31 protein-coding genes and 1 pseudogene are annotated in these 25290 nt (G+C 68.9%); 7 read left to right on the plus strand and 25 right to left on the minus strand.

Annotated elements, in window-relative coordinates; genetic code table 11:
- Positions 1–24: 24 nt before the first annotated feature.
- Positions 25–723, minus strand: a complete 699-nt coding sequence (locus WA640_RS06085) for a 2'-5' RNA ligase family protein (RefSeq protein ID WP_335986652.1) — start codon at positions 721–723, stop codon at positions 25–27.
- A 17-nt stretch (positions 724–740) separates the two neighbouring features.
- A complete protein-coding gene (locus WA640_RS06090) occupies positions 741–1028 on the minus strand; it encodes an ArsR/SmtB family transcription factor (RefSeq protein WP_335986653.1) in 288 nt (95 codons plus the stop codon).
- Positions 1029–1085: 57 nt separating this feature from the next.
- Between WA640_RS06090 and WA640_RS06095 the strand changes: the two genes are divergently transcribed.
- Positions 1086–1400, plus strand: coding sequence for a cupin domain-containing protein (locus tag WA640_RS06095; RefSeq protein ID WP_335986654.1), 315 nt, complete (start codon positions 1086–1088; stop codon positions 1398–1400).
- A 142-nt stretch (positions 1401–1542) separates the two neighbouring features.
- Here WA640_RS06095 and WA640_RS06100 read toward each other — a convergent pair whose 3' ends face one another.
- The 8 genes from WA640_RS06100 to fxlM form a co-directional block, all read right to left on the minus strand.
- Entirely contained in the window at positions 1543–2541 is a 999-nt protein-coding gene (locus WA640_RS06100; protein ID WP_335986655.1) for a hypothetical protein, read from the minus strand.
- Between the two features lie 117 nt (positions 2542–2658).
- Positions 2659–3801, minus strand: coding sequence for a hypothetical protein (locus tag WA640_RS06105; RefSeq protein WP_335986656.1), 1143 nt, complete (start codon positions 3799–3801; stop codon positions 2659–2661).
- A gap of 184 nt (positions 3802–3985) precedes the next feature.
- Positions 3986–5014 (minus strand): hypothetical protein, encoded by a 1029-nt coding sequence (locus WA640_RS06110; protein WP_335986657.1) that lies wholly within the window; start codon positions 5012–5014, stop codon positions 3986–3988.
- Between the two features lie 94 nt (positions 5015–5108).
- Positions 5109–5993: a thiopeptide-type bacteriocin biosynthesis protein gene (locus WA640_RS06115; RefSeq protein ID WP_335986658.1), complete on the minus strand. Its 885-nt coding sequence runs from the start codon at positions 5991–5993 to the stop codon at positions 5109–5111.
- Positions 5993–7210: a lanthionine synthetase C family protein gene (locus WA640_RS06120; protein ID WP_335986659.1), complete on the minus strand. Its 1218-nt coding sequence runs from the start codon at positions 7208–7210 to the stop codon at positions 5993–5995. Before WA640_RS06120 ends, WA640_RS06115 begins: the two co-directional genes overlap by 1 nt.
- The gene (locus WA640_RS06125; RefSeq protein ID WP_335986660.1) at positions 7207–10239 is read right to left on the minus strand and encodes a lantibiotic dehydratase; all 3033 of its coding nucleotides are present in this window, start codon (positions 10237–10239) and stop codon (positions 7207–7209) included. The genes WA640_RS06120 and WA640_RS06125 overlap by 4 nt, the downstream gene beginning before the upstream one ends.
- A 76-nt stretch (positions 10240–10315) precedes the next feature.
- Positions 10316–10474, minus strand: a complete 159-nt coding sequence (locus WA640_RS06130) for an FxLD family lanthipeptide (RefSeq protein WP_335986662.1) — start codon at positions 10472–10474, stop codon at positions 10316–10318.
- Positions 10475–10502: 28 nt separating this feature from the next.
- Positions 10503–11771 carry a methyltransferase, FxLD system gene (gene fxlM, locus WA640_RS06135; RefSeq protein ID WP_335986664.1) on the minus strand — a complete coding sequence of 423 codons (1269 nt, stop codon included), beginning with the start codon at positions 11769–11771 and terminating at the stop codon, positions 10503–10505.
- A gap of 251 nt (positions 11772–12022) precedes the next feature.
- Here fxlM and WA640_RS06140 point away from each other — a divergent pair, with 251 nt between their 5' ends.
- Positions 12023–13204: a helix-turn-helix domain-containing protein gene (locus WA640_RS06140; protein WP_335986666.1), complete on the plus strand. Its 1182-nt coding sequence runs from the start codon at positions 12023–12025 to the stop codon at positions 13202–13204.
- Positions 13205–13467: 263 nt separating this feature from the next.
- Here the strand turns inward: WA640_RS06140 and WA640_RS06145 are convergent, their stop codons facing one another.
- From WA640_RS06145 to WA640_RS06205, 13 genes are all read right to left on the minus strand, one after another.
- Positions 13468–13590: a hypothetical protein gene (locus WA640_RS06145; RefSeq protein ID WP_335986667.1), complete on the minus strand. Its 123-nt coding sequence runs from the start codon at positions 13588–13590 to the stop codon at positions 13468–13470.
- Entirely contained in the window at positions 13587–14432 is an 846-nt protein-coding gene (locus WA640_RS06150) for an alpha/beta fold hydrolase (protein ID WP_335986668.1), read from the minus strand. The genes WA640_RS06145 and WA640_RS06150 overlap by 4 nt, the downstream gene beginning before the upstream one ends.
- Positions 14433–14469: 37 nt before the next feature.
- Entirely contained in the window at positions 14470–15075 is a 606-nt protein-coding gene (locus tag WA640_RS06155) for a hypothetical protein (protein WP_335986669.1), read from the minus strand.
- Entirely contained in the window at positions 15072–15491 is a 420-nt protein-coding gene (locus tag WA640_RS06160; RefSeq protein ID WP_335986670.1) for a hypothetical protein, read from the minus strand. Before WA640_RS06160 ends, WA640_RS06155 begins: the two co-directional genes overlap by 4 nt.
- Positions 15479–15868: a hypothetical protein gene (locus WA640_RS06165; RefSeq protein WP_335986671.1), complete on the minus strand. Its 390-nt coding sequence runs from the start codon at positions 15866–15868 to the stop codon at positions 15479–15481. Before WA640_RS06165 ends, WA640_RS06160 begins: the two co-directional genes overlap by 13 nt.
- Positions 15869–15990: 122 nt before the next feature.
- On the minus strand, positions 15991–16278 hold the full coding sequence (locus WA640_RS06170; protein WP_335986672.1) for a hypothetical protein: 288 nt from the start codon (positions 16276–16278) through the stop codon (positions 15991–15993).
- On the minus strand, positions 16278–16886 hold the full coding sequence (locus WA640_RS06175) for a 2'-5' RNA ligase family protein (RefSeq protein WP_335986673.1): 609 nt from the start codon (positions 16884–16886) through the stop codon (positions 16278–16280). Before WA640_RS06175 ends, WA640_RS06170 begins: the two co-directional genes overlap by 1 nt.
- The gene (locus WA640_RS06180; RefSeq protein WP_335986675.1) at positions 16879–17340 is read right to left on the minus strand and encodes a hypothetical protein; all 462 of its coding nucleotides are present in this window, start codon (positions 17338–17340) and stop codon (positions 16879–16881) included. Before WA640_RS06180 ends, WA640_RS06175 begins: the two co-directional genes overlap by 8 nt.
- 117 nt (positions 17341–17457) lie before the next feature.
- Positions 17458–18102 (minus strand): hypothetical protein, encoded by a 645-nt coding sequence (locus WA640_RS06185; RefSeq protein WP_335986677.1) that lies wholly within the window; start codon positions 18100–18102, stop codon positions 17458–17460.
- Between the two features lie 100 nt (positions 18103–18202).
- Positions 18203–18538, minus strand: coding sequence for a hypothetical protein (locus tag WA640_RS06190; RefSeq protein ID WP_335986679.1), 336 nt, complete (start codon positions 18536–18538; stop codon positions 18203–18205).
- The gene (locus tag WA640_RS06195; RefSeq protein WP_335986682.1) at positions 18535–18810 is read right to left on the minus strand and encodes a hypothetical protein; all 276 of its coding nucleotides are present in this window, start codon (positions 18808–18810) and stop codon (positions 18535–18537) included. The genes WA640_RS06190 and WA640_RS06195 overlap by 4 nt, the downstream gene beginning before the upstream one ends.
- The gene (locus WA640_RS06200; protein WP_335986683.1) at positions 18807–19121 is read right to left on the minus strand and encodes a hypothetical protein; all 315 of its coding nucleotides are present in this window, start codon (positions 19119–19121) and stop codon (positions 18807–18809) included. The genes WA640_RS06195 and WA640_RS06200 overlap by 4 nt, the downstream gene beginning before the upstream one ends.
- Positions 19118–19537: a hypothetical protein gene (locus WA640_RS06205; RefSeq protein WP_335986685.1), complete on the minus strand. Its 420-nt coding sequence runs from the start codon at positions 19535–19537 to the stop codon at positions 19118–19120. Before WA640_RS06205 ends, WA640_RS06200 begins: the two co-directional genes overlap by 4 nt.
- A gap of 544 nt (positions 19538–20081) precedes the next feature.
- Between WA640_RS06205 and WA640_RS06210 the strand changes: the two genes are divergently transcribed.
- From WA640_RS06210 to WA640_RS06225, 4 genes are all read left to right on the plus strand, one after another.
- The gene (locus tag WA640_RS06210) at positions 20082–20309 is read left to right on the plus strand and encodes a helix-turn-helix domain-containing protein (protein WP_335986686.1); all 228 of its coding nucleotides are present in this window, start codon (positions 20082–20084) and stop codon (positions 20307–20309) included.
- A gap of 18 nt (positions 20310–20327) precedes the next feature.
- Positions 20328–20942 (plus strand): DUF5753 domain-containing protein, encoded by a 615-nt coding sequence (locus tag WA640_RS06215; RefSeq protein ID WP_335986687.1) that lies wholly within the window; start codon positions 20328–20330, stop codon positions 20940–20942.
- Complete coding sequence (locus WA640_RS06220; protein ID WP_335986688.1) at positions 20939–21592, plus strand: DUF397 domain-containing protein; 654 nt, start codon at positions 20939–20941, stop codon at positions 21590–21592. The genes WA640_RS06215 and WA640_RS06220 overlap by 4 nt, the downstream gene beginning before the upstream one ends.
- Before the next feature lie 163 nt (positions 21593–21755).
- Positions 21756–22643: a S66 peptidase family protein gene (locus WA640_RS06225; RefSeq protein WP_335986690.1), complete on the plus strand. Its 888-nt coding sequence runs from the start codon at positions 21756–21758 to the stop codon at positions 22641–22643.
- A 66-nt stretch (positions 22644–22709) separates the two neighbouring features.
- On the opposite strand, the pseudogene WA640_RS06230 reads toward WA640_RS06225, so the two are convergent.
- Positions 22710–23510, minus strand: a pseudogene (locus WA640_RS06230) (IS5 family transposase).
- Between the two features lie 195 nt (positions 23511–23705).
- Positions 23706–24422, minus strand: coding sequence for an IclR family transcriptional regulator domain-containing protein (locus WA640_RS06235; protein WP_335986692.1), 717 nt, complete (start codon positions 24420–24422; stop codon positions 23706–23708).
- Positions 24423–24618: 196 nt separating this feature from the next.
- On the opposite strand from WA640_RS06235, the gene WA640_RS06240 reads away from it, so the two are divergent.
- A complete protein-coding gene (locus tag WA640_RS06240; RefSeq protein ID WP_335986695.1) occupies positions 24619–25257 on the plus strand; it encodes a hypothetical protein in 639 nt (212 codons plus the stop codon).
- Positions 25258–25290 lie beyond the last annotated feature (33 nt).

Here is a 25290-nt window from a genome sequence, read left to right on the forward strand (position 1 = left end):
CCGTTGCGCCGCAGGTTATCCAGATCACCAGCTGATGCGTTCGATCTCTTCGATGTTGGCTGCGTGGAGGTCTGGTCGCCAGCGAACGAGTGAGACTTCGGTGCAGGTGACGGAGCCGAAGTCGAGGTTGGTACGGGCGGCCACGTAGGCGGCGACGTCAGGTTCGGGGACGGGTTCGCGTGGGACAAGGAGGGAGATGTGGGCGTTGTCGCGGTACCGGTCGCCGTCGCCTCCTGCGGGGCCGAGGTTGCCGAACGGCATACGGGCGTCGCGCAGACGACGCCGCAGCTCCAGCAGTGCCGCATTCGGGAAGCCGCGGATGTAGAGTCCGCCACGTGAGCCGCCGAGCCCTTGGAATCGAGCCTGGATTGGGCCAAGGTCCTCAGCGGCTTGTTTGAACTGGCCGCGGTAGTGGTCGATCTGGTGTTGCGGGACCGTGTCCTGGTAGCCCTCGACGCTCCGCACGGTCATATGGAGGTCCCGCTGGACATAGTTCAGGTGGCTACCGCGACACTGCTTCGCGATCGCGTCGGACTCGGCCGCGATTAGGTCTGCGAATGGGCTTTCGAGGCGAACGACGAAACTGAGCCCGAAGCGTGGCACTCCGTCGCAGGGAACGGGATCGGGCAGGAACGTCCCATCGGCGAAAGCGGTCTCGCCCTCGGACCACTCACGCTCGTAGTGTGCTCGCAGTGCCTCATGGTCGGGTTGGACAACAGTCAAAGAACCTCCAGAGCCGATCAGGTGCCGCCTGCGGCTGTGTCAAGTGCCCGCACCAGGTCGCGAACTTTCGGCGACGCCAGCCGGTACCGCATGACGCGTCCGTCGCGGTCGGCCGCCACCAAGCCGGCGTCGCGCAGGATCGCGAGGTGGTTGGAGACGTTCGACTGCGTGGCACCGGTGCGCTCGACCAGTTCGCCCACGGACGCTTCGCCCGTGGCGAGGGTGCGCAGCACGGCCAGGCGGAGGCGGCAGCCCAGGGCGCGGCCGATGTCGAACAGCCGGTCATCCACGTCGCGATAATCCATCAGGAATCCATGATACATTGCAATTCATATCATGAAACGCTGATATATGGAGGAAGCATGACCGACATGATCTGGTCGCACGTCGACGAAGTGCCCGCCCGCAAGTTCACCGACGGCATCACCCTGCGCCAGATGTGGGAGGGCGCGGGCGGCCGTTCGTGCCATGTCATCGACATCGCCCCCGGCGCGGTCTGGCCGAACCTCGACGTCCACAAGCCAGGGCCCGAAGAGGTGTTCGTGGTCTCCGGCGTCTTCAACGACGGTGTGCGCGACTACCCGCCCGGCTCGTTCATCCACTGCCCGGCCGGATCCAGCCATGTCCCGCAGTCGCTGACGGGCTGCCGACTGTTCGTCTTCTACCCCGAAGGCTGAGCAGGAAGCGTCAGAGCACAAGGCCGACTGCCTGCCAACTGAGACACGCTCTAAGTTCGTCAGAATCGCAGACGACGCTGATCGGTCATATAGGTAGGCGGTACTCAAGGAGGGATACCGCCGATCGATTTGATTTCGGGACCTAGATCACGTTCGTCTCGGCAAGGAACCGTCGGCACCGTTCTCGCGCTTGAGGATCGATAGTGAGGTTGGCGGCGCCGCTTTGCAGCAGTTCCCGGGCGCCGGGAACGCCGAGCTGGTGGAGCCGCCCGGAGGCGGTGACGCGGTCGTTCATCGCCAGGGTGCCGTCGTTCGCGAGCACCCACAGCGCGCGCTCGCAGGCGCTTGCGGAGAAGTCGCCGCTCTGCATGGCGGCGTCGTACCGGTCGGTGAAGTCGAGCTTCGGGTCCTGCACGATCGCGAGCAGTGCTGTGGCACCGGAGTCGGCGTCGATGGCGCCGAGCCGGGCACCGGCGAGGATGCGATCGGTCGGTCTGATGCGCTCGTCCGCGCACAAATTGGCGTACTCGGAAGCGGCGATGTTCCTCGCCCAGCGCCGCAGCTCATCCACCGCCATCAGCCGGATCTCCGACCCCAGTGCCCAATCGCGGGCGATGAGCATCAGCAGGTCGATCCCTTTGGACTGGTTCCGTCGTGCAAGGCCGGTGGCGATGACCACCCGGTGGAACGGCGCGGTCTTGCGGTCGGCGGCCCACCTCCACACCTCGCTTTCGGCTTCCGCCCATTCAGTCTCAGGGACTTGGAGCAGTCGTTGCACGAGGGTGAGGACGGCGTCCTCGGTCCCGTCGGGCGCGGCATGCAGCCTCGCGAGGTTCTGGTCTTGTGCTTCGTCCTCCCCGAGGATCATTTCGAATTCGGCGCTGACGTCGACGATGGTGCGTTCGGCGTCTTTCCGCTCCACGACGAGGCGCACCGAGTACCCTCGCTGCTTGAGCCAATTGACCAGCAGGTATACGCCGCTCGCGGCGATGCCGCAGGCTGGCGTGATCCAGGTGAGGTCGATGAGTTGCGCGAGCCCGGCCGGAGGCAGGCCGGCGGATGCCAGTGCCGGAGCGGCGATCGTGAGGGCCAGCGCTTTGCGGGATCGAGGCTTCCGATGCTCGGAGCCGTCCGTAAACATGAAGTGGGATCTGTCTCTCGTGTCTGGTCGGCACGGGGCCGACGTCAGTCCTGGAAGGGGATTCCTCTGTTGCGCAGTGCGACCGGGCGCGAGCGCCCGGCTGGCGCTCAACCCTAATCAGTGATTCCCACTCCGTGTCGCACAGTTTGTCCGCCGCAGGCCGTTGACCTGCGGTAAGTCGAGAAGTGTCAGTTTTCTGACAACCTCGAATCGCTCCCGCTCGTCGAGATCAGGTATCTCCAGCAGCGCCCGAAGTGCCAAGGCTCCCTGGCCCTCAGCGACGGCGCCCAGACGGGCGGCAGCCTCGATGCGCGCCCAGATCGGCAGCTTCGGGTCATGGACGAGGGCGGTCCACGCACCCGCACCGGAGTCAGGATCGACCTCGGCGAGCCGCCCGCCGCACCAGAGCCGTTGGGGCGCGGGCAGACGCGAGTCGTTCGCCAGCAGCCACAATGCAGGCCGGTAGCGCTTGACGCCGTGCGCCCGTAGGATCTTGCACGCCTCGACGCGCGCCCAGGGACCGACGCTTGCGTCCGCCACCAGCAAGGAGATGACCTCGACGCGGTCCAGGCTGGTGGTGCCTTGGCGCACGCGTTCGCTGAGGATTGCGGCGGCTTCAACGCGGAGCGTGTCGGGGACGTCGGTAGACCTGCCAAGCGATTCCAGGTTCAGGTCGGCAGTGACTTCGTCGTACCACAGTAGGGCCTCGGCTGCGTCGAAGCGGACGTTGGCGGGCACGTGGCGGGCGTCCCCAGCGAACTGGCGGAGGAGGTCGACCCCTTCTTGAAGGTTGGCGCGTGCGGCGAGGACGGCGATGTCGAGGCGGGCTTCAGCGGGAACTCGGGGGTCTCGGGCCCAGTACAGCATGTCGGCGGCAGCGGCGGCATCACGGCGCTCGCACAGCAAGTCCACCAATTCCAGCTTCGCTGCAAGGGACAGATCGCTTCTGGTCAACACGGAGCCGACTTCGCGCCGCCAGCGCCTGGCGCGCACCGCTTTGATTCGGGAGGTCAGGGCCCCAGAGCCCTGCCTCCTCGGCGGCCGGTGCCGGTCCGGCACACCACCAGGGCGCGTCCCGACCCACAGGCGAAACCCCAGCAGAAACCCGATGGCTGACACGAGGGTCAGCCCGCCGTCCAGCCAGGACTGGACGTAAACGGCAAGCGCTGCTAGCACGAGTCCCGCAAGGAGTAGTCCCCATGTCACCTGCCGGTGATGGGCGGCGATACGATCCACGAAGCGTGTGCTCTTTGCTGCCACGAGCGGCTCCACTACCTACGGATCAGGGACCTGGTGCCGCAGGCACGCCGACCACAGCGTGTCCAGACACGCCTTCTAGCATATCCACAGCGGCGCAACAGAAAATCGGACCGCCTGTCCGTCAGCTTCCTCCGAAGTTCACTTCGGTGCTGGCGCGCCTGAACCATGAGTGTGCCGATCGCCTTCATCCGAGCACGAGGGTTCGGGCCAGCGATGTGACGGCATCGTCCATAATCGCCCGCAATCTGCCGGTGAGTCGGGGCCCGTCGGAGTCATGGTTCCCGGTTCGAGGCGGTGACGGGTCAGTCCCTGGCTCCAGACCGGATCGCAGCATCGTGGTCGTGAGGTGCGCCGCGGTTGCCGGGTCCACCGCCACCCGGAAGGCGTCGCTTGCAAGGAGGTCCCGAGCGGCGTAGGCATCCGCGGTGCGCAAAGCGGTCTGTGCGAGCGTGGTCGCCAGCTTTGCTGCATCGCGGTGGTCGGAAGCCGCGACCTCCAGGGCGCTCACGCCCAGTCGGATCTGGAACAGCTGCTGCTCGATCGGCAGTTCCAGGGCAGTGATCTGGTCGATCAAACGCTCGTATCTGGCCTCGATATCCAGGTCGCTCGCAGGGGAGGCGCACAGCTCCAAGTAGGTGAGGAGCGCCCGCTCCCAAGGGTCGATCACTTCGGTGTCGGCCAAGAGCGCTTCCGTGTCTTCTCGTTTCCCAGCGGCGAGGCTGGCGATGATGGCGGTCTGGCGGCCGTCGAGGAGGCGGATTCCGATGCCGTTGCGGCGTTCAGCAGCTTGTTGTGCCTCGGCCCAGCGTCCTGCGCGCGTCAGCGCTCGGGCGCCGTCGGACAGGAACGCGATCCACAGCTTCTCCTTCATCGCGTGGCATCCAGCGGCATCGGCTGCGAGGGTCGTGAAGTCGACTGCTCGCCCGTCGATCGCGATGCGGGCCGGTTCATGTGCCGCTGTCAGGGCCTGGTCGAGGAGGCGGTGGGCGCGGTCGCCGTCGTCTTGGCGGGTGGCGAGCCTGGCGAGGTTGATGATCGGCTCCATGGCGAGTGCGGCATGCTCGGCACCGAGCGGTGTGTGCTCGGCGAGGACAGAAAACTGCCTCCAGCACATGTCGCGGGCGAGGTCGTGTGCGCCGATATCGGAGGCGACGAGCGCGGTCAGGTTGAGGGCGGCGGCGGCTTCGGTCGCGGAGCGTGCACGGTCGGCCATGGCGGTGACGGCGTCGAGGCGCGCTTCAAGTGGGGCGCAGATCGGTCGGGCTCTGGGGACGAGCGGGAACCATCGGGCGAGTGCGTCGGGAAGTTCAGGCATCGGTTCGGTTCCCTTCGGATCGGGTGCGCCGGGCTTGCGGGTGGGTGCGGGGGCTGGTGAAGACGGCATCGCGGGCGGCGCGGGCGAGGGCCCTTTGATCGGTGATGGTGACGCCGATGCGGTTCCAGGCGAAGAGGATGTGGTGGGCGAGGACGTCGCGGAGTCCGCGTTCGAGGTGGCCTCGGTCGGCCAGGGTCCGCAGGGCGATACCGGCGGTGCGGTACTCGGTGAGAATGCCCGCGGCGTTGGCGGCGAGTGGGCCGGGGAGTCCTGCGGCAGTCGTGTCGGGGTCGGCGGTGAGGAGGTGCCAGGCCGCGTCGGCGGCCGGGTCGGCGTCAGCGGGCAGGTGCGGGTCGGCGCCGCGGATAGCGGCCAGGCGGGCCCAGATGTCGCCGTGCTCGTACCATTCCTGCCCGGCGGCGCGGGTCATGGCGGTGCACAGCAGGAGTGAGAGTTCGCGGCGCCGGTTGGGGCCGCCGTTGTGGTGGAGGTGGCCGAGGTAGTCGCTGACGAAGCCGGAGTCGTGGTTGAACAGCCGGTGGGCTACGTCCATGGCTTGGGTTCCGCCGAAGGCCGCGGCCTCGGGTTCGTAGACCTGGTGAGTGATCTCGGCGAGGTGGGGGCGGGAGCGGGGGCCGGTGAGGGTGGCGGTGATGAAGTCGCGCGCCTGCTCGGGTTCGATGCCGCGGGCGGGGCGGTAGCGCACGCGCCAACAGGGCGACTTGCGGACGAAGAACCAGCCGCCGAGGATGCCGTCTTCCAGGGCCGACCAGATCGCGGGCCACAGCAGGTGGGCCAGGTAGCGTTCGGCGCGTGTGGGGTCGGTCAGGCGCACATTGGTCTGGAGCCAGGTGGAGGCCGGGGGCTGGTGGTGCATCAGCGGAGCGCTTTCGGTGCGGTCAGGGCGAGTGCGGCGTCCCAAGTGCTCGCGTCGGCGATCCGGGGGCCGGTGGCGTGGAGGGTGAGGGCGAGGCCGGCGTCGCCGTCGAGGAGTCCGGCCTCGCGCACCGGGGCGGCGGCGAGGCGGGGTTCTAGGTCGGCGAGCGCCGCGCTGAGTCGGTTGTCGAGTGCGTCTTCGGCGGCGCGCTGGGTGATGCGGTAGAGCCCGGCGGTGCCGTGGCACAGTCCGCCTTCGGTGAGTCGCTGGGTCTGGGTGTGGTCGGTGAGGCAGCGGGTGAGGGCGTGCTCGGCGGCTCGCTGGCGGGCGGGGTCGTCGAGGGCGATAGCGGCGAGTTGGAGGGCGCGGGCGATGCCGGGGGTGCCGTAGCACCAGCTCGGGCGGCCCGGCCCCGGTTGGGAGGCGCGGCCCCGGTCGAGGTCTGCGCGGGTGAGCCATTGGGGCCACCATCCCTCCTCGTGCTGCCAGGTGTCGTAGTAGCGGCAGACGGACTCGATCGCGTCGCGCTGGCCGGGGACGCGCAGGTTCGCGTTGTAGGCCAGGGCGAGTGCGGCCAGCGGCCCGGGGATGCCGTGTGCGGCACCGAGGTTGAGGTGCCCGCCGGGGAAGTCGGGCGAGCGCTTCAGGTAGGGGTCGTGCTCGGACCACCAGCCGGGGAGCCAGGTGCCGTCGATACGGATCGGCTTGGTGAGGGCGACGAGGTAGGTGAGGACGTCGCCGGTCAGGTCGCTGTGGGGCTCGGTGGCGAGCAGGTAGGTGGCGAGGCCGGACAGGCCGGAGAGCTGGCTGTATTCGGCGAAGCCGGTGGCCTGCTGCTGCTTGATGCGGTCGCGGGCTTGCGTGAGCCGCGCGGTGATGATGGCGCGGACTTGGTCGTGGAGTCGGATGCGCAGATGGTCGTAGCGGGGCGGGGCGTCGGTGGTGTGGAGGACGAACGCGATGGCCGGGGCCCCGTTGAACAGGTTGGTGGCGGTGGCGGCGTTGACATGCGGGTAGGCGACGGCGCGCAGCCAGGCCCGGGCGGTGTCGGGGTCGGTGAGGCCGAGGCGGGCGCGCTCGAAGTGCAGCAGGACGCCGCCGAGGAGTCCGGCGCCCAGCGACTGCGACGCGATACCGGGGCGGAAACCGGTCGCATCGGGCTCGGCCAGGCGAGCCGCGATCGGGTCGGCGGCTGCGGTGGTGATGGTGCGGTTCATGATCGGCTCCTTCGGGAATGGCGGGCGAGTGCGGCGGTGCGGGCGAGTTTGAGGGCGGCCTGCTCGGCGGCGGGGTCGATGCCCGCGGCGCGGATGTGGTGCAGGTGCAGTAGGGCGGACAGCACCGCGTCGGTCGGGTGACCGTCGGCGTCGAGCGCGGCGCGGTACCGGGCTGCGGCCTTCGTGCGTTGAGTCCAGGCGTCGAGGATCGCGGCCCCGGTTGGTGATGCGGCCAGCAGTTCACGGTCCGCGGCGTGGGGGGCGAGGAGTCCGGTGAGGATGCGGGCGGCGGTGCGGTCCAAGGGTGGGCCGGTGCGGTCGACGTGCCTGGTCAGCCATGCCATGGCGGCGTCGACCGATCCGGTGAACGCGATCGTCAAGTCGATGAGGCTGGCCGCGTGGAGCGGTCGCGCGAGGTCGGGGGCGGTGGCGGCGTGGCGGATCTGGGCGAGGGCGGCGAGCGAGTCGGCGGTGAAGACGCCTTCGGCGGCGGCCATGGCGGGACCGTGGCCGAACCGGCCCGACTCGGGTGTATAGGTGTCGAGCTGGAGTCCGGCGATCAGCCCGCGCTGTCGCATTTCCGTTGCCCACGATCCGAGGCGCTCGGCGGCGGCCCCGTATCCGGTGGCGGCAGTGAGGCGAAGACGGACGCGCAGGTGTGGGCGGGGGTCGAGGTAGCGGATGAACCACCAGTCGAGCCCGATCGCTCGAGCGAAGGGGGCAATGTGGTCGGTCAGGAGTCCGTCCATCCGGCCAGGGTGGGTGTGGAGCTTGGCGTAGAGCCAAGCGCCCGTCCCGGGTGGGTGCTCGCTGTCGACCGTGGTGACCTGCACCGGCAGGAGCGGGACGGTGCGCTGGGTGGCGGGTGGGGCAGTGGCGGCGAGCGGGAGGGTGATCTCGTGGGTTCGCCCGTCGATCCAGGCGAAGTCGTCGCGGCCGGGGGCCTCGCGTACGAGGATCGTCCGGTGCCGGTCGAGGTCGCGGCGCAAGAGCGCCAGGTGCGCGGGGTCGGTGGTGTCGATGCGCAGGCGCAGGTCCCCCTCACCCAGGTACACCCGGGCGGGGATCGCGAGTTCGTCGCGGAGTTGCTGCCATGCTGCCGCCCACTCAGGCCAAGCGCGGTGCCGGGCGGGGAGCTGTGCGGCGCGGATCCTCCACCGCGCGGGGGTGAGGATGCTGCGTCCCAGCCGGACCCGTGGCAGGGCGGGCAGGGCGCTGGCGGCCCCCCAGTCGAACGTCGTGTAGACCGAGGCGCGGGCGCGCGGCAGTTCGGCGAGGAAGCGTTGGACGGGGTGCATCCGGGTGGTCGGCTCGACGGCATTGGGCACCATCGGCTCGACGATCGAGCCGTCGGTGCGGTCGATGAGGAATAGGCGCTCGGTGTCGGCGCTCACGCCCAGGTCATCCAGCTTGACTGGGACGGTTCCGGGTGGCGGGTATTCGCCGAGGGCGAGGAACTCGCCGAGGACCTGGGGGACGCGGGCGACGTTCACGGCCGAGGTGAACAAGGGCGGCGCTGAGACCTGCACGCGTTTGGCGCCCGCGATGCTGGTCGGCAGGTGCTCCCAGACCTGCCGGACGCAGTCGAAGTCGGCTTCATCGAGCAGGTGCAGGAAGCGGCCCGCGGTGGTGCCGACCGCGCGGCCGGCGCCGTCGACGCCGAGCGTGAACCGTCCGGCCGTCACCGCGTCGAGGCCGGTGGCGCGCAGGTGGAAGGTGATGCCGACGTGCGGTGGTGCAACGACCGCTTCGGCGGCGATCTGGTCGATTCTCCCGTGGGCCAGGTCGAGTTCGCGGTCGGTGCCGACCGCCTCGTGCGCGAGCGCGATGAGCGTCCGGTCCCGGTCGGTCAGCGATGGCTCTCTCCGCGGGAACAGCGAGTCGCGAAAGCCCGCCGGAAATCCCAGTCCTGCAACCGGGTTGATGAGTTCCTTCACCGGCACCACGGCGCCGAGCCCGTACCGGTCGAGGAACTGGTGGTGGTAGTCCACCCATGCCCGGAACCCGTGCGGCAAGGGTGTGAGGCGCAGCAGTGCGCTCGCCGCGCGCTCGGCTTCGGCGGCCACGACCGGTGGCAGCGCGACGTCCAAGTCGACCGCGAGGTCGACCGCCAGGGCCGGGCGGTCGCCGTCGACGCCGAGGACGCGGGCGGCCCCGCGGAGCGCGGCGCGCCGTTCGCCGTCATCGCGGGCCGCGGCCACGGCGTGCAGGGCTCGCTGCCCGTCACGCAGGACCGGTTGCAGGGCTGCATCACCGAGCCCGGTCAAGGCGTCGGCGGCGGCTGCGAGCGGGTCAGGTTCGCTCATCGGCGGATGCAGCCGCGTCAGGAGCACCCCGTGGTCGACCAGGGTCCGCAGCATCTGCTCGATCGTCGGCGCTGCGGTGGACGGAAACTCGGCGGCGAGCTTCGCGGTGAGATCGGTGTAGCCCAGCGGGACGGCGGCGAGCCGTTGCACCGCCGCGGTGGCCCGAGTGTGCCGCAGGAGCGCGACCGGCCGAGCGGAGGCGGTGCGGTCGGCCTGGTGCAGGACGACCAGGCGCTCGCCCTGGATCGCGGTGAGGTTGTTGAACAGGACCGTCGCATTGCGGAGCCGGTCGTGCGGGATCGCGGCGAGCAACCGGTGCAGGTGCTGCGCGTCAGGTCGTGCGAGGGCGCGATGCTGCGATCCGGTCACCACCTTCGGGGTATCGGTGAAGTGGACCGGGGCGATGCCTGCGAACAGGCCGAACGGGGTCGCGCGCGAGTCGAAGCGCAAGTCGTAGCGCAGGATCGCGAAGGCGGCCCGCCGGATCTGATCGGCATCGGCAACCGTACCGGCCAGGATCGCCTCGATCCGGGTAGCGAGTGCCGGGGAGGCGGTCTCGACCGCAGCGGCGAACCCTGCCTCGCCCCAGGCGAGCCGGATCCATTCGCGATGGGCTTGGGCGGCATTGTCGTCGGACTGGTCGGGCGCGGGCAGCGGCGGGAGCGGTGAAGTGCCCGCGCGGGCGGTGGCGCGGAGGAAGGTGGCGTCGAGCGCGCGGAACATTATGCTCCTCAAACGGTGCTGTGCGGGCTGGGGGAAGGCCGGTGCCGACCGCGCGGGTCGGCACCGGCTGGTGGAGCTAGGCGCAGCTCGTGCAGGCGGTCTCGCAGGTCCCCCCGCAGTTGTCGCCGGTGTCGTAGAGGATGGTCTGGAGGTCGCCGGACTCGATGAACTGGATGTCGAGTTCGAACGCGTCGTCCTCGGTCTCGATCTTGGGCGGTTGTGTCTGGGTGCTCATGTCACTTCCTTGTTGTCGGTTGCGGTTACTACACCTGGCTCGTGCGACCGGGAGTCGGGGGCCAGGAGACGGTGACGCGGCTGTGCCGCTTCTCGCAGACCAGGCCCGGCGGCAAGTCGCCGTCGAGCGCGGTCTTGGGGTGGACCTGGACGTGCGGGCCGGTCTCGCGGCGCTGGTCGCGGTCCCAGCTTCGGGTGTGCTGCACGATGCGGTCGGCGAGTTCGCGGGCGCCCGGGCCGTGGCCGAACGCACCGAACTCGAAGACCGTGCGGTCCTCATTGACCGGGCGCAAGGTGAGGTAGGCGAGGGAGTCGCGGTCCCAGATCGCGGCCATGCCCCAGCGGATCGCGAGCGTGATCAGTCCCGAGTCCAGGCCGGCGTCGGTGGCGGTGAGGTACCCGAAGGTCGGGGCGACGGTCGCCAGCCACAGGTCGAGGTCGTCCCACGCCTCCATGCCCCCGACCTGGACGCCTGACCATGCCTCGCAGCGCGGCTGCTCCAGCGCTCGGCGCAGCGCGGGGACGTCGACCGGTTGGCGGTCGTCGACCCCCAGCGCGATGTCCTCTTGGTACAGGGCGACCTGCCGGAGCCGGTTCGCCCCGGCGCCCTGCATCGGGACGAACCCGCACAGCTCGATGTCCGTGGACACCAGTCGGCTGCCGTCGCGCTCGAACACGAAGGACCGCTCCAGGCCGCGGATGCGCAAAGGGACGATCAAGCGGCCATCCTCGGTGAGCTGGTCGACCCACGCCGGGGGGATGTCCGGAGCGCCGACGGTGACCAGGATCCGGTCGAACGGCCCGTGCTCCGCGGCACCGAACTCGCCGTCGCCTTGCACGACAGTGACCTTGTCGCCGTATCCGGCGGCAGCCAAGCCCTGTTCGGCACGTGCGATGACTTCGGCGTCGATGTCGAGGGTGACGACGGTCCCGGCGGGGCCGACGAGCTCGGCGATCAGGGCCGCGTTGTAGCCGCCGCTGCCGATCTCAAGCACCCGCATACCCGGGCGCAGCTGCGCCTGCTGAAGCATCGCCGCCTGGAGCCAGGGCGCCGACACCGAGCTGATCGACACGCCGTGCGCATCGCGCTGCATGATCGGCGAGGTGTTGGCGTACGCCTCCTCAAGGGTCAGGCCGGGAGTGAAGGCATGGCGCGGGACCGTGCGTACCGCGTCGAGGATCGCCTCGTCGACCGACCGGCCCACGTCGGCACGGCTCTTGACGACCACCTCGGCGAGCTGGCTTCGCAGCCGCTGGGCCGTGGCGTCCTCATCGGTCATCGTGGGTTCGGTGGTCACAGTTCCTCCTGTTGCTGGTGGACATCGGATGTTCTGGGATCATGCATGCCGGATCGAGGCCCCCGGGGGACGCCGGACCGCTCTCTTTTATTAAGGGGGAGCGCGGGAGCGGAGGCGAGCGCATCGCCCGCGCGCTCTCCGCGCGGAAACCGCGCATTTCCCGCGCATCGCCCCCACCGAGCGGTCAGGGCGCACGCTCGGGCAAAGACCGGGATAAACTGGAAGATCATCTGCACCCCGGGGACACCGCCATGACGCGACGACGCAGGCGCTTGCAGCAGCGCCGCAGAGAAATCGGGCTCAGCCAGGAACAGCTCGCCGATGCCTGCGGCGTCAACACCTCGACCGTGCGGCGATGGGAGTCCGGGGAGACCGAGCCGCAGCCGCGCCAGCGCCGCCTGCTCGCGTTGACCCTCGACCTCTCCCCGACCGAGCTGACCGGGCTGCTCGACACGGATGCCGCCGCGCTGGACCGTGCCATGGTGCCGTTTGCGGGATATGATCCGACGCCTATGGACTCCGAGCCCGGACCTGATGCCGTCCGCGACGCCCTGGAGTGGATTCTCGACCCGACCGGGCCGCTCCACTCCCTCACCGCCGCACCCGGACGCACCCGCCACGTCGGCACCGCCTTGATCGACCACGTCGCCGACCGGATCATCCGATTCCGCCGCGCCGACGACACCGTGGCGGCCCGCCGCCTGCTCCCCGAAGTCGTCGGCGAGATCGACCGCGTCGAGACCGTCCTGTCCCACCACTCCTACAACGACACCACTGGGCGTCGCCTCCACGGCATGCTCGCCGAGCTGTACCAGCTCGTCGGATGGATGGCAATCGACCTGGGCCGCATCAGGCGCGGCGAGGAGTTCTACGCCACCGGGGCCGCCGCCGCCCGCACCGCCGGTGACAGCGCGCTCGTCGCGCAGCTCCTGTCCTGCAACGCCTACCAGCGCACGAGCCGCGGCCAGGATGCGCTGCTGCTGGCCCGCGCCGCCCTCCACGGCGGACGCGACACCCTGTCGCCGCTCGGGCGCATCCTGCTCACCGAACGCATCGCCTGGGCCGCCGCCAACACCGGCAACGCCGACCTCGCCCGCGCAGCCCTCCACGACGTGGACGACACCTACGTCCTGGTCGGGACCGAGCCCGAACCGGACTGGGTGTACTGGCTCGACCGCAACGAAAGCGACGTCATGGCGGCCCGCTGCCACCTCCGACTCGGCGACCCCGGCCGCGCCGCCGCGCTGCTGCGCCCGGCCATTGACCGCTACCCCGCCGACCACAAGCGCGAACGTGCCCTCTACCTCACCTGGCTCGCCGAGTCCTACACCCAATCCGGGAACCGCGACGCCGCCACTGAAGTCATCAGCGAGATCGAAGACCTCGACGTCGACTCCGCACGCCTCCAAACCCGCCTCGCCCTCATTCGCTAGACCCCAAAGCCCATAGGGCTTCGAGGGGACGTCATCGGAGCTGCGACGACAGCGTCGGTGCAGATCCGGCCTACGAGCTGGAAAGTTCCTCAGTGACATGCCTTCTTCTCCTTCCGTGATGTTGGTCAGTAGCGAAGTCGGCGGACCGACTCTTTATGGAGGGCAGCCGCACCGGGTGAGAACATTCCGCCAGCTCGACATCGATGGCGACCTGGTGAACTGAGTTGGCGCGGCTGCCCCGGAACGCGGGCCGAAAGGAAGCCTCACGTTCGTCTAAGGGGCCCGCCGCCCTGGGGGCTTTGAACGGCGGCGGGGAGTGCAGGGGGCACTTCGGCTGCGAAGGTGATCTCGAAGTCCTCGTGCTCGGGCCGGGTGTCGTTGCTCATGTGCTCGCCTGTCCGTCCGGGGCCATGGCCCGCATAACTGCTTGTTGGAGTCCGATCGGGTTGCCGATCATGGCGAAGTGCCCGACACCCGCGATCTGCTCGACGCGAACCCCGTCGAGCAGGTGCCCGAGGTGGCCGGGAGGCCCGGTGTGCTCGCCCCAGATATAGGTGCGGTCGGTTAGGCGGCTCCAGCGCTCGGCGAGGGCCCCGGAGTCGCACCACGCCACAAGCGAAGCGGCGCTCGCCCAAATCGACGCGGGGTCGGCGCACGCGAACCACGTCGACCCCCAGAACCGCGCATCGGCATCGGGCGAGGCGATGAGGTCGTCCCGCATCCTCGCGAACCCGGACCGGATGAACGTTCCCCTGGACTGGGTGGCGATCCGGCGGGAGATCAGGCCGCAATCGCGGGCGACGAGGTTGCCCTCGACGGTGATGAACGCGCCCCCCGGCAGATCGGGCGCGGCAGCGAGCGCGACGGCGGTACCCATCGAGTGCGACACCAGATGCACCCGGTCCGGGGCGAGTTGACGCACCAGCTCGACCACGACGGCGGCGTGGAAGCCGATGGCGTCGGCCTGGCGAGGCGGCAGCGGCGCGGACTGGCCGTGGCCGGGCAGGTCGATCGCCAGCCACCGGCGGCGATGGTCAACGGCGGGGACGACCGCGTCCCAGGACTCCCGGGTGCAGCCGAGGCCGTGCAAGAGCACGACGAGCTCGTCTCCGGCACCCTCGCCGCTGGCCGAGGCCGCGACCGTCACGGGCCTGCCTTTGACGGTCACGCTCAGACGGCTGAAGGTCCGCATGCCGATGGGCCAGGCGTCGTAGTGCTGTTCGTTCAACTGGAGCTCCGATCGTGCGGTTCGGTGGCCGCGGGGGTCATGGCAGCCATGCGAATGCGTCGGCCACTGTGGTCACGTAGGGCTGGGCCCGGAGGACGGCGGTGATGGCGGGAGCGAGCGGTAGGGCAAGGGCGAGCGCGGGCAGGCCCAGTCCTGCGGTGAGTCCGAAGAGTCGCCTGCGTCTGCGCGTCGTGCCCTGCGCGCGTTCGAGGTGGCGGTCCCAGTCGATGCGGGCGCTGCCGCGGGGCAGGACGCGCAGCAGGTGCCCGAGGTCGTCGAGCATCCCGGCCGGGTAAGGATGGTGCCGTTCGGCCGCGAGCGTGTAGACGACGTGCGCGACCGGATCGCGGTCGCCCGGATCGAGCGCGAACACCCGAAGGCGGTCCGGCTGCGACCAGCGGACATCGAGCAGGCGCAGCGCCTGTGCCCACACCCGCAGCTCCGTCTCGCTGCATCCGCCGGCCCCGCAGTCGTCGAGGGCCGCCAGCAGGTGCGAACGGGTCAGCAGGACCGCCGGACACGTGCGCGCCGGTACCTCCTGGAGCGCTCGCGCCTCGGTGATCGTGTCCTCAAGCGGCTGCTGGCGGATGACCAGGGCCGCCATCACCTCGGTGTAGGCGCCTGGCGGCGCGTCCCCGGTCATGACCGGCCCCACGCGTCGGCACCGGCAGGTGCTGGCAGGACCTGGACCGGCTCGGCCGGGGTGCGGGGGGCGGGGCGGCGGGTCCGGGCTCGGTGGAGGACGCGGATCGTCTCGCCGTAGAGGTGATTCGAGATCGCCGTGCCCGATTCCACCCCGCCTTCGCCCATCCACCGCATGTACAGCGGGACCCCGGTGCCGAGCAGGAGGACGTCGTCGAGGTGCAGCACGTGCACCGGTTCGTCGGCGACGATCCCGTAGAGGTCGACCACGTTCGGACGGGCCTGGTCGTCGCCGAGGACGAAGAACTCCATCAAGTTCCCGTAGGCGAACTCGCCCAGCGGCACATCGACGTCGCCTTCGGGTGCGAACACTTCCTGGCTCGCCGCAGCGCGGGTCGTGGTCCTCAGCTCACGCATGTCATCCCCAGTGCGTTGACGGCGAACGCGTACGGGCAGTCGTCCGCTTTCTTGAAGTTGAACTCCGCGGGCACGGCGGCACCGGTGGTGATCGAGGCGGCGAGCGCGGTCATCAGACGCAGCAGGCCCTTCTCGGTGAGGTTGCCGCTAGTGATGCCGATGCCGCCCGCGGCCTCGGCCCAGTCGAGTTCAGCTTCGCGGTGCTCGTGGACGATGATGGTGCCGAGCTCGGTGCCGTCCAGGAGCGACACGAGGAACCGGATGCCCTCGGAGTGGTCGGCATCGTGCCGGAAGTCGAGGCTCCGGCCGTTGCGCCGGGTCCCTCCCAAGGGCACCACCCCGGTCGGCGGCGCATCGGTGGCGTAGACAGTTCTCATCGGTCGGTCGCATCCTTACTGCATATCGGTGGCGGGAAGGTCCTCTGTGGTTGCGTCTGGGTGCTGGCGGGGCGCAGCGGCGGTCGGGAAGTTCGGGACGGCGTGCCGCCGGAACCGGGGTCTCAGGTACCGGGCGGCGGCTCGCGGTCGGCGATGAGGTCGCGGGCGTGGGCCTCGATCCAGTCGCGCCATGGGTCCCGGCGCCAGGTGTCGCTCCAATCGGGCGGGGCTCCAGGGTCGGCGGTGAGGCGGCAGACCAGGCCCGGCCCTGCGCCGTCGTCGCACTCGACCAGGTACCGGCCTGCACTGGCGTCGCCGGGCGGCTCCAGCACGGTGAAGACCGCGGGCCCTCGCTGGACGTCCCCGAGGTAGATCGCCTCCGGCGGCTCGGGTTCCTCGTGCTCTCCCATTAGGCGGCCCTGGCCTCGGTCGGCTCCTGCGACTGGAAGGTCCCCTCGACGGGCTCGGCCTCTGCCGCGCGGCCGCTGCGGGCGGCGGGGAAAGCGATGCGGGCCGCGGTCGACCACTCGGCCAGCGATCCGGTCGAGGTCGCCACCACCAGGTGCGGCAGCGCGAACCGGGCGCTGAACCCGCCCAGGACGGCGCGCGCCCGCGCGAGCGCCTCCATGCCCTGGTGCTGGGCGAGGGTGAGGTGCGCGGTGTACGGGTGCGCCGCCTCGGGACGGACCGGGCCTGCGCCCAGTGCCGCCGCGAGTGCCGCGCAGTCCTCCGCGCCTTCGGCCAGTGGGGCGTAGACGACATCGGTGTCGGGGAAGACCGTGATGCCGTTGCCGTCGAGGGCGATCGTGATCGGTCCACGGGTTGCGGCGACGGCCCTCGCGTGGCGGACCAGCCCCGGCAGCTCGGCCGGGCGGATCCGCGTCGCGGGGAGCACGGTGACGTGCGGGGGGACGAGCGATCCGAGCGGGTCGCCCAGGCCCGAGCGGACCTCAGCCAGCAAGCGCCGCCACGGTTCAGGAACCGGGAGCACGGCCCCGGCGAGAAGGTGCTCAACCATGGCCGTTCCCTTCGCACCAGGCGGTTACGGCCGCGGCCCCCGACGCGGGGAGCACGAGCCGGTGGAGCCCTTCCGGGGCGTCAATTCGCAGCTCGACCGCCTCGGCCGTCCCTGCGAGCGGGCGCTGCCCCCTCACCTGGGTCACGGCCTGGTGCATGGTCAACGGCGGCAGCGGGATCAGCCCGATCGGGTACCAGCGCAGCTCGGGCCCGATGATGGCGACGGTCCCGGGCCGGAACCGGCCCCCCGGGACCTCCAGGAGCCCGAAGCAGCGCAAGACCGCGCCCCGGGTGGCGGCGCGGGTCTGGACGGTGGCGACGACCGCAGCCGCGAGCAGACCGGCTGCTGCCGCGCCCGCGATCCCGGCGGCAACCGCCAGGACGCTCCCCGCTGGCGAGCCCGGCGGCGCGGGCGGTGGCGAGGATGGCGGTGACGATGGGGACAGGGTGTTCATGGTGTTGCTCCGATCGGGAAGTGTTGGACATGGCGGACGAGACGACCGGGGCGCGGCGGGGTCGGGAAACGCCTGGAGGCGGCGATTCCTCCTCCCCCTCCCGCCGCGCCCGGGGCCTCAGTCCCAGGTGATGCGCTCTCGGGCCCGGTCGGCGATCCAGGGCCGCCACGAGGACAGCTCCAGGCCCCCGCACCAGTCCGGTGGCGAGTGCGGACCGTAGAAGCGGCACACCAGCACCGGGGACGCCGCACCCCGGTAGGCGCGGACGTTGACGACGCCGAACCGCTCGCGGCGCACATCGAAGACGACCTCGTCGCGGCGGAACGTACCCAGGAGTGCGACCGCTTCCCGGGCCTCGAATTCGAGGGCGGGCGAGGCGAGCGCGGGCGCGAACCAGACGGGTGCGGCGAGCGGGTCCCCGGTGAAGGCGCAGACCAACACCAATCCCCTCGGGCTGTCGAGGACCACGGTGTACCGGAACGGGCGGCCCGCCTCGCGGAACACGGTGTACTCCGACCCCGCATACCCCGACTGGGCGCCGGCCCCGGTGAACGCGAAGCGAGCGACCTCCCGGGCGAGCACCCGCCGGGACGCCTCGCGCAGTCGCTCGCGTCCCGCCTTGCCGACCCGATCGCCGTCGTCGAGCCCCAGCACGTGCCGGAACCGGGCGTTCACCGCTATCAGCGGGCCGTCGGCGCGATCGAACCGGAACAGGTTCGCCACCCACAGCTCGCCCTCGGCGGCCGTTCGCACCTCCACCACCCGCGGACGGCACTGCGACAGCTCCAGATGCAGATCGCCGATCCGCACCGGGAGCGGACCCGCGATCAGACGCCCCCGGCGAGCCCCTTCGGGACGGCGCTCAACGCCCGGCATGATCGGGCTCCGCTTCACTCCCGGCAGCGTCGATCAGGCGCCGGGCCCGGTCGATCACTGCGACACCGTGCAGGGCCTCCTCGCACCAGTCGCCCTGCCAGACCGGCGGCGACACTGCAGGATGCGTGAAGCTCGTGATGGGGTAGGTGTGGACGGAGTCGAACAGATCCACCCGGTACCGCCCCGCCCCGTCCTTGGTGCCGGGACACCGGTAGAGGCGAAACTCCAGATGCGATTCGTGGAAACTCCCTACGAGGTCGCCCGCTGGCCCCTGTGGCTGACTCGGCCCCGGGTTCGCGGCGTCGAGCGCTTCCCAGGTCATGACGCTGCCCCCGCGGCAGCACCGATCACCTGGCGCGCATACGCCGCCTCTTTCACGCTCCAGCCCTCCGGGAACCGGAACGAGGGCGCTTTCGTGCCGAGCCCGGACGCCGTCGCGACGCCCTCGGCCCGGTCCGCCTCGGGCAGGGTCTGATCGACCCTGAACACCCCGGGCGCGGATTCCCGGATCACGAAGTGCCGCCCGCCCGAAAGCACGAACTCGCGCAGCACCGGTGGCTCGGAGCGCCCGTTCCCGCCGGTCGCCGCGCTCACCAGATCCCCCCGGACCGCACCAGTGACTCCCGGACCGCATCCAGGAACACGCGCGCGGTCTGCGGGGTGAAGTACCGGTCGTCCGCATCGCCCACGATCAGCGTCGGGGTCAAGTCGAAACCGACCAGGATCGTCCCCAGCCGCACGCTCGCGCCCTCGTCGGTGATCCCGGTGCAGTTGAGCAGATGCACCGACGAGGCCGACACCGGCTCAACGGTCGCGCTCTCCAGGCCGGTCCACCGCAGATACGCCGCCCCGTAGGTGCGCGAGAAACCCTGGGCGCACCGGGCGCGTCGCCTGCGGGCCATCACGCACCCACCGATACTGCGCAGCCCGACGCGTCCGGAAAGGGACGCGGGCGCGGGATCGAGGGCACCACGCCGCGCAGCGGCGCCGCCAACTCCAACTCCTGCCCGACCGACCCCGGCACCGAGCTCGGGCTTGGAGGCGCCAGCACTTGGGCATCGAGCGCCGCGATCATGCGGGCCTCGTCACCGGTGAACAACTCGGCGCGGTCGGCGAGGTCATCGGCGCGTTCGGACGGCACCGAATGCTGGAGGTACCCCCAAAAATGCATCTCACGGTCAGCGCATCCATGGGAGCCCCACGGCCGGTCGTCCGCAGCGCACCGCTGCGGCCCCAACCCCAACAGCGAGCGATACCACTCGCCGTGCGTCCGGAGCCCGGCTCGATGCTCGCCGACCAGCGCGACGCGCGGCGGCAGCACTTCCGGAACGTAGACTGGTTCTCGCCCCTGGTTTGTGAGCATGGAAGATAGCCCTTTCATGCGACGCCGGGGGCGAAGGCGGCCCGCCACAGACCAAAGCTTGGAACCCGAGGTCCCGTGACGGGCCGCCGCTCATGCACCCAGCGCGGTGAACGGTTGCGATTGCTGTGCAGTTGTTACACGGCCCGCCCGCCCCCCACTTCCAGGACGAGTCCCACCCAGACGGGCGGGCCGCGGCTGCGGCACGGAGGAGCACGCCGACACGGCGTCCACCAAGTTGCTCGGCCAGCGCCAGAAACACCCTCCGATCACGCAGCTTCGAAAAAGCTCGTCAGGACTGAACCCCTCGTTTCTGAGTACAGAAACTTCAGTGTGCAGTTCGACACCTCGGAGTATTGCATCGTTTCTGCTTCTGGTCAAGTTTCCCACTTGGGAAACTTATGGATCATTTGATAGCCTTGCATGGACCGTCGGCTTGCGGCATCTTCTCGGGCCCCAGGCGGCCCGTACCATGGCTTCAGGGCAATCGGAGGTGAACGCAGGGATGGCAGAGCCAACGACATGGCGTGCTCGCTGGCTGGGCAAATGGGTTCGTGAGCTGCGCGAAGCTTGCGGGCTAACGATCCAAGATGTTGCCGACCACCTCGGCAAAGTCAAGAGCGTCGTCAGCAAGATGGAGTCTGGGCTCAACCCGATACCCGGCGACGACTTGCTGGCAATGCTCGACCTGTTCGGAGTCTCGGACCTCACGCAGCGTGCTGACATGCAGTAGCTCGCCAAGGACGTGACTATGAGGGGCTGGTGGGACAACTACCGGCCGTACATCAACGGCAACTTCACCGATTATCTCTGGTTGGAGGAGAACGCCAGAACCCTGAACGTGTTCTCGTTGACGGTGATGCCTGGGCTACTTCAAACGCTGGAGCACACGACTGCTCTGATCGAGCACGGTCCCGAGGCCCAAGACAAGCTGAAGAGGGATCGAATGATCGAGGCCCGGCAGATGCGACATCGGGTCCTTGACGAGTCTCGCGGGAAGCAGTTCCGTTTCCTGGTCCATGAGCCGGTCCTTTACCAGAAAGTTGGCGGGTCGAAGACTGTGATCGGGCAGTACGAGCACCTGCTTGAGGTGATCGATCGCCCGCACGTGGAGCTGCGCTTGCTTCCCCAGGAGTGCTGGCGCCACATCGCGGCCGGGGTCAACACTGAAAATACGCACTTCAAGCTCCCTGAACGGCTTCCCGATGCCCTCGTGTTCGAGACTGCGGCGGGCGAGAAGTTCCTCGAAGCACCCGATCTAAACTCGTATGTAGCGACCTACGATGTGCTCTGGTCCGAGGAAGCACTTGACGAAGCCGCCACGGCAAGGCGCATCAAGACCCTGATGAAGGACGTGAAGCAATGACTACCCGTCAGCCTGACCGCTCCGCATGGCACAAGTCGAGCAGGAGCACTGGCAACGGCAACTCGAACTGCGTCGAAGTGCGCGCCGCTGGCTCAGGGTTCGAGATTCGAGACTCGAAGCTCGGCGGCTTGTCACCAATCCTCGCTGTGAGCGTCGCCAGTTTCGAGGCACTCCTCGCTCACGCCGTGACCAACTCGGTATGGGACAACTTCTCAGAACGGCTGAACCACACCAGCCCTGCTTGGCATCGCACCCTCCACAGCGATGGAACTACTGGGGCGATTGAAGTTGGCTACGCAGCAAAGGGAACGACCGCCTTGCGTCTCGCCGACGCACCGGAGGGAGACATCCTTGTTTACACCCCCGCCGAGTGGCGCGCATTCGTGGAAGGCGTGAATCTCGGCGAATTTGACCCGAAGCGCCTCACTACAGACCTGATCCCGACATTATGTCCCCGGTCCTCGAAGCATCCCGGTCAGACTTCCTCGCACTGCTCGCTGCCTCGGGGGCAGACCAGCGCTAGCATCCCCCCAGATTGGTTGGCGCGCGCCCTCGATCATGAGGCGCGCGCCTCTTGGTACTTGAATGCCGTCCGAACCTTCAATTTCTCCAAGGCGTGCTCGATATGGGCGCGAACCTTCCAACGATGACTAAGAACTCGTTTCTAGTTGCGGGGCTTTCACCAGTTCGGGTGGTGACATGACCCGACGGGGCAAGGGCGTCTGATACCCCATGCGGTGGAAGAATCTGGCGGTGGATTCCTCTGAAACACTCCAGACCCTCCGATCACCACGACTGAGCAGGGGCGATCGTGTGCGCATCGTCGCTCCGGCCTGCACCCCCGACCGTGATCACGTCGCCCGTGGGGTCGAGGTGCTCACCTCCTGGGGTCTCCAGGTCGAGGTCGGCGAGCACATCTTCGACCAGTGGGGCTACATGGCCGGACGCGACGCGGACCGCGTCGGCGACATCAACGCCGCCCTCCGTGATCCCGGCGTACGCGCCGTCTTCGCCGCCATGGGCGGCAAGGGGACCTACCGGATCATCGCCGATCTCGACTTCGAGGCGGCCAGGCACGATCCGAAACCGGTGATCGGGTTCAGCGATATCACCCACCTCCATCTCGCGTTGTGGAAGCAATGCCGACTGGCCGGCCTGCACGGTCCGTACCCCAACCCCAGCGAAGAAGGGGCGGTCTGGGCCGAGGCGCTGCGCCGCGCGCTGATGACCACCGAGCCGATCGTCCTCCACCAGGACACCGACGAGGCAACCGCGGCCGTCACGGTCGAGGGCACCGCGACCGGGACCCTGATCGGCGGCAATCTCGATGCGGTCCGCACCGAGGCCGGCGCGGGTCTGCCGAGCCTGGAAGGGGCGATCCTCTTCCTCGAACACCAGAAGGGCACCGGCCTGGGAGAGGTCGACCGGGCGCTCACCCAACTGGCACGATCGGGATCGCTCGACGGCCTGCACGGCGTCGCGCTCGGCCAATTCCTCGGCTTCGAGGACATCGCCAGCGACCCGACCCAGGGAGGCTGGGAGATCACCGATGTCCTGCGCGACCATCTGACCCGCCTTGGCGTCCCCGTCCTCGGAGGCCTGCCGATCGGGCACGGGCGCTATCCGACGATGCCGCTGGGAACCCAGGCCACCCTCGACACGGCTGCGGGAACCCTCACCGTCGAACCCGCCGTCTACTGACCAGCAACCAGTAGCCACCGGCCTGCAGCCTCAACGTGTCTGGAGACGCTTCGCGCGAATCTGGCCTCAACCGATCTGGGCGAGGCGTCTCCAGCAGATCAGCGCACCGGCAAGCTTGGTGAAGCCCTGATATAGGTCCAAACGGCGCTCCCATCGGATAGCGAGACGTTTGAACTGGTGGAGATGCGAGATTGACTGCTCGACAACCCACCGGATTCGGCCCAGCCCGATGATCCGCTTCCGGCCTCGTTTTGGGATGACCGATGTGATCCTTTTGGAGCGCAGCCACTCTCGGAACCCCTGGGAGTCGTATCCGCCATCGGTCAGGATGGTGTCCGGGCGGCGGCGTGGGTGTCCGACGCGCCCGGCGACCGGAGGGATTGCCTCGACCAGGTCCGGGGCGGCTTAAGTCGGGCACGTTCCCCACGGTGGTGATGACGGCCAAAGGAATGCCAGTGCTGTCGCATGCGATGTGATGCTTCGAGCCGGGACGCCCCCGGTCGACCGGCGACGGCCCGGTCCCGATACCCCCCTTTTGGCCCGGACATGACTGCCATCAAGGCAGACCGCGGACCAGTCGATCGCCCCAGCACGATGCAACTCGGACAGCAGCAGCCGATGCAGCTCGTCCCAGACGCCGGCTTCGGTCCAACGCCGGAAACGTCGCCAGCAGGTCACGCCGGAGCCGAAGCCGAGCTCGGGCGGCAGATGCCGCCATGCGATACCGGTATAGAGCACGAACAGGATGCCCTGCAGGCACTTCCGATCATCCATAGGAGCCGGCCCGCGCCGTCCTGGACGGTGATCAGGCAGCAGAGCGACGATCCTGGCCCACAACGACTCATCGACTTCCCAGGGCTTCACCATGCCAGGTTCAACGACGAAACCCAGACCTCACCGCACACAACCAGTCCGATCGGCCAGCAACTCGAAACGAGTTCTAAGAAATCAAGTGGACCAAGGATAGGCTGAAGCTCTCCTGCAGCTCGGTTGCAGCATGTGGCTGGCTGAAAGATGACCGGAGCTGCGAGATCGAGCCCGATGCCCAAGTAGCGCAGCGGTCTAGAGCTCCAGTGGGCCGAGGACGGTCTGGAGCTCGCCTGCGGTCTGGAGCAAGCGCCCACGGAGTGCGTGTTTCCGCACGTGGTAGTCCCGGTCGAGGACCGATGTGGTGAGTGCGAACCTGGTGTGGGTGTAGTGGGATTCGTGGGCGATGACGGCGATGCAGGCCCCGACCTCGCAGTATTGGCCTCGTGCGCTCCAGATGCCGCGCGGCCCCGATTCCAGGTGCGGTTTCAGGTCTTCGATGGTGGTCGGGCTGCGGTCGGTCAGTGCGGGCATGCCGATCCGGTCAAAGTATCGGTACAAGTACCAGTTCGGTCTGTTGGAGAGCAACGCATGGCCAGCCGCGGTCGCGTGCGCAGAATCCCGGCGCAGTCCCGATAGCAGCGCGGGTTCGGGCCCTTCGTGGGGCTCGACGTAGAACGGCAGCCGGAGGCCATCCTCGGCGAGGACGGCGAGGGCGATGTCGTGGCGGGTCTCGGCGGCGTACTCGGCCAGGGCGGCCATAATCCGGTCTGGATCGGCTGCTGTCGGGCGAATCGGTACGGCGTCAGGATCGAGGTAGTACCGGTGGTCGCTTTCGTCGAAGTGGACTTTCCCTTCGAGGATGAGCGCTTCGAGGTAGGGCCTGAGGGTTTCGGTGTGCACGCCGAGTTCGCTTGAGGCTCGTCCAATGGTGACGCCGTTGTGCTGTTGTTCCTCCAGGTATGCCAGCACTCGGAAGGTCCTGCGCGCTCCTTTTGACGCTCGAGGGCGGTGGATCGCCCGTGTGGGCGGTGTCTGTTCGTCGGTGGGCATCGGATGTCCTTCGGCTGCGGGTCGCTGAACCCAGGCCCTGAATATTTCGGATTTTGCCCCCAAGTCTCCGGTTGTAGGGGAGGCACTGGCAGATGTGGGCCGCGACACTAGGTGAATGGTCGAGACGAAGAATGTTACTCACGGTTACGTGCTAGGTACAAGTGTTCGAGCGCTGATCGCGGCGGCGAGCGGGGTGCTGCTCACCCTCTCGGCATGTTCGTCCGAATCCCCCGAGCAGGAATCGGCCCCGGATTCCACCGACGACGCGACCAGGAGCTACCCGGTACCCGAAGAGATCCTTGATCCGGCGGATGCCGCTGTCGCCGCGTACGAGCGGTACTGGCGCACCGTTGCCGAGGCGACCGCGATCCCCGACCCCGAATACCCTCAGCTACTCGACGCCGCCGCGGGTCAGGCCTTGGAATGGGGCCAGTCGCTCGTGCAAGGCGGCGTCGACCGAGGCCAGATCGGTTCCGGCTCGCCCAGTCACGACGCCGTGGTCACTGACCTGTATCCGGACGACGAACCGACCGAGGTCGTCATCGCCGATTGCATCGACTCCACCGGCTGGCTGGTGCTCGACGCCGATTCGGGCGAGCCGGTTTCTGGAGAGGAGTACGGGACGAGCAAGGTCAGTGCCCTCGTCGAACGCATCGAAGGGCGCTGGCTCGTCACCGAACTGGTCAAGCAAGGGATCGGGACATGCTTACTCGCCGCCGAGCCTGGTTCGCGGTCGCCACCGGGCTCGGGATGACTGCGACCATTCTCAGCGCCGGAACAGCCAGCG

The organism is Glycomyces sp. MUSA5-2 (assembly GCF_037034145.1).
GTDB classification, from domain to species: Bacteria; Actinomycetota; Actinomycetes; order Mycobacteriales; family Micromonosporaceae; genus Glycomyces; species Glycomyces artemisiae.

Excerpts from the sequence above, each read along its gene's own strand:
- WA640_RS06090 (WP_335986653.1), bottom strand. The coding sequence starts at position 1,028 with ATGGATTATCGCGACGTGGATGACCGGCTGTTCGACATCGGCCGCGCC.
- WA640_RS06095 (WP_335986654.1), top strand. The coding sequence starts at position 1,086 with ATGACCGACATGATCTGGTCGCACGTCGACGAAGTGCCCGCCCGCAAG.
- WA640_RS06100 (WP_335986655.1), bottom strand. The coding sequence starts at position 2,541 with ATGTTTACGGACGGCTCCGAGCATCGGAAGCCTCGATCCCGCAAAGCG.
- WA640_RS06110 (WP_335986657.1), bottom strand. The coding sequence starts at position 5,014 with ATGGCCGACCGTGCACGCTCCGCGACCGAAGCCGCCGCCGCCCTCAAC.
- WA640_RS06115 (WP_335986658.1), bottom strand. The coding sequence starts at position 5,993 with ATGCACCACCAGCCCCCGGCCTCCACCTGGCTCCAGACCAATGTGCGC.
- WA640_RS06120 (WP_335986659.1), bottom strand. The coding sequence starts at position 7,210 with ATGAACCGCACCATCACCACCGCAGCCGCCGACCCGATCGCGGCTCGC.
- WA640_RS06125 (WP_335986660.1), bottom strand. The coding sequence starts at position 10,239 with ATGTTCCGCGCGCTCGACGCCACCTTCCTCCGCGCCACCGCCCGCGCG.
- WA640_RS06130 (WP_335986662.1), bottom strand. The coding sequence starts at position 10,474 with ATGAGCACCCAGACACAACCGCCCAAGATCGAGACCGAGGACGACGCG.
- WA640_RS06140 (WP_335986666.1), top strand. The coding sequence starts at position 12,023 with ATGACGCGACGACGCAGGCGCTTGCAGCAGCGCCGCAGAGAAATCGGG.
- WA640_RS06145 (WP_335986667.1), bottom strand. The coding sequence starts at position 13,590 with ATGAGCAACGACACCCGGCCCGAGCACGAGGACTTCGAGATCACCTTC.
- WA640_RS06155 (WP_335986669.1), bottom strand. The coding sequence starts at position 15,075 with ATGACCGGGGACGCGCCGCCAGGCGCCTACACCGAGGTGATGGCGGCC.
- WA640_RS06160 (WP_335986670.1), bottom strand. The coding sequence starts at position 15,491 with ATGCGTGAGCTGAGGACCACGACCCGCGCTGCGGCGAGCCAGGAAGTG.
- WA640_RS06165 (WP_335986671.1), bottom strand. The coding sequence starts at position 15,868 with ATGAGAACTGTCTACGCCACCGATGCGCCGCCGACCGGGGTGGTGCCC.
- WA640_RS06170 (WP_335986672.1), bottom strand. The coding sequence starts at position 16,278 with ATGGGAGAGCACGAGGAACCCGAGCCGCCGGAGGCGATCTACCTCGGG.
- WA640_RS06175 (WP_335986673.1), bottom strand. The coding sequence starts at position 16,886 with ATGGTTGAGCACCTTCTCGCCGGGGCCGTGCTCCCGGTTCCTGAACCG.
- WA640_RS06180 (WP_335986675.1), bottom strand. The coding sequence starts at position 17,340 with ATGAACACCCTGTCCCCATCGTCACCGCCATCCTCGCCACCGCCCGCG.
- WA640_RS06190 (WP_335986679.1), bottom strand. The coding sequence starts at position 18,538 with ATGACCTGGGAAGCGCTCGACGCCGCGAACCCGGGGCCGAGTCAGCCA.
- WA640_RS06210 (WP_335986686.1), top strand. The coding sequence starts at position 20,082 with ATGGCAGAGCCAACGACATGGCGTGCTCGCTGGCTGGGCAAATGGGTT.
- WA640_RS06215 (WP_335986687.1), top strand. The coding sequence starts at position 20,328 with ATGAGGGGCTGGTGGGACAACTACCGGCCGTACATCAACGGCAACTTC.
- WA640_RS06220 (WP_335986688.1), top strand. The coding sequence starts at position 20,939 with ATGACTACCCGTCAGCCTGACCGCTCCGCATGGCACAAGTCGAGCAGG.
- WA640_RS06240 (WP_335986695.1), top strand. The coding sequence starts at position 24,619 with ATGGTCGAGACGAAGAATGTTACTCACGGTTACGTGCTAGGTACAAGT.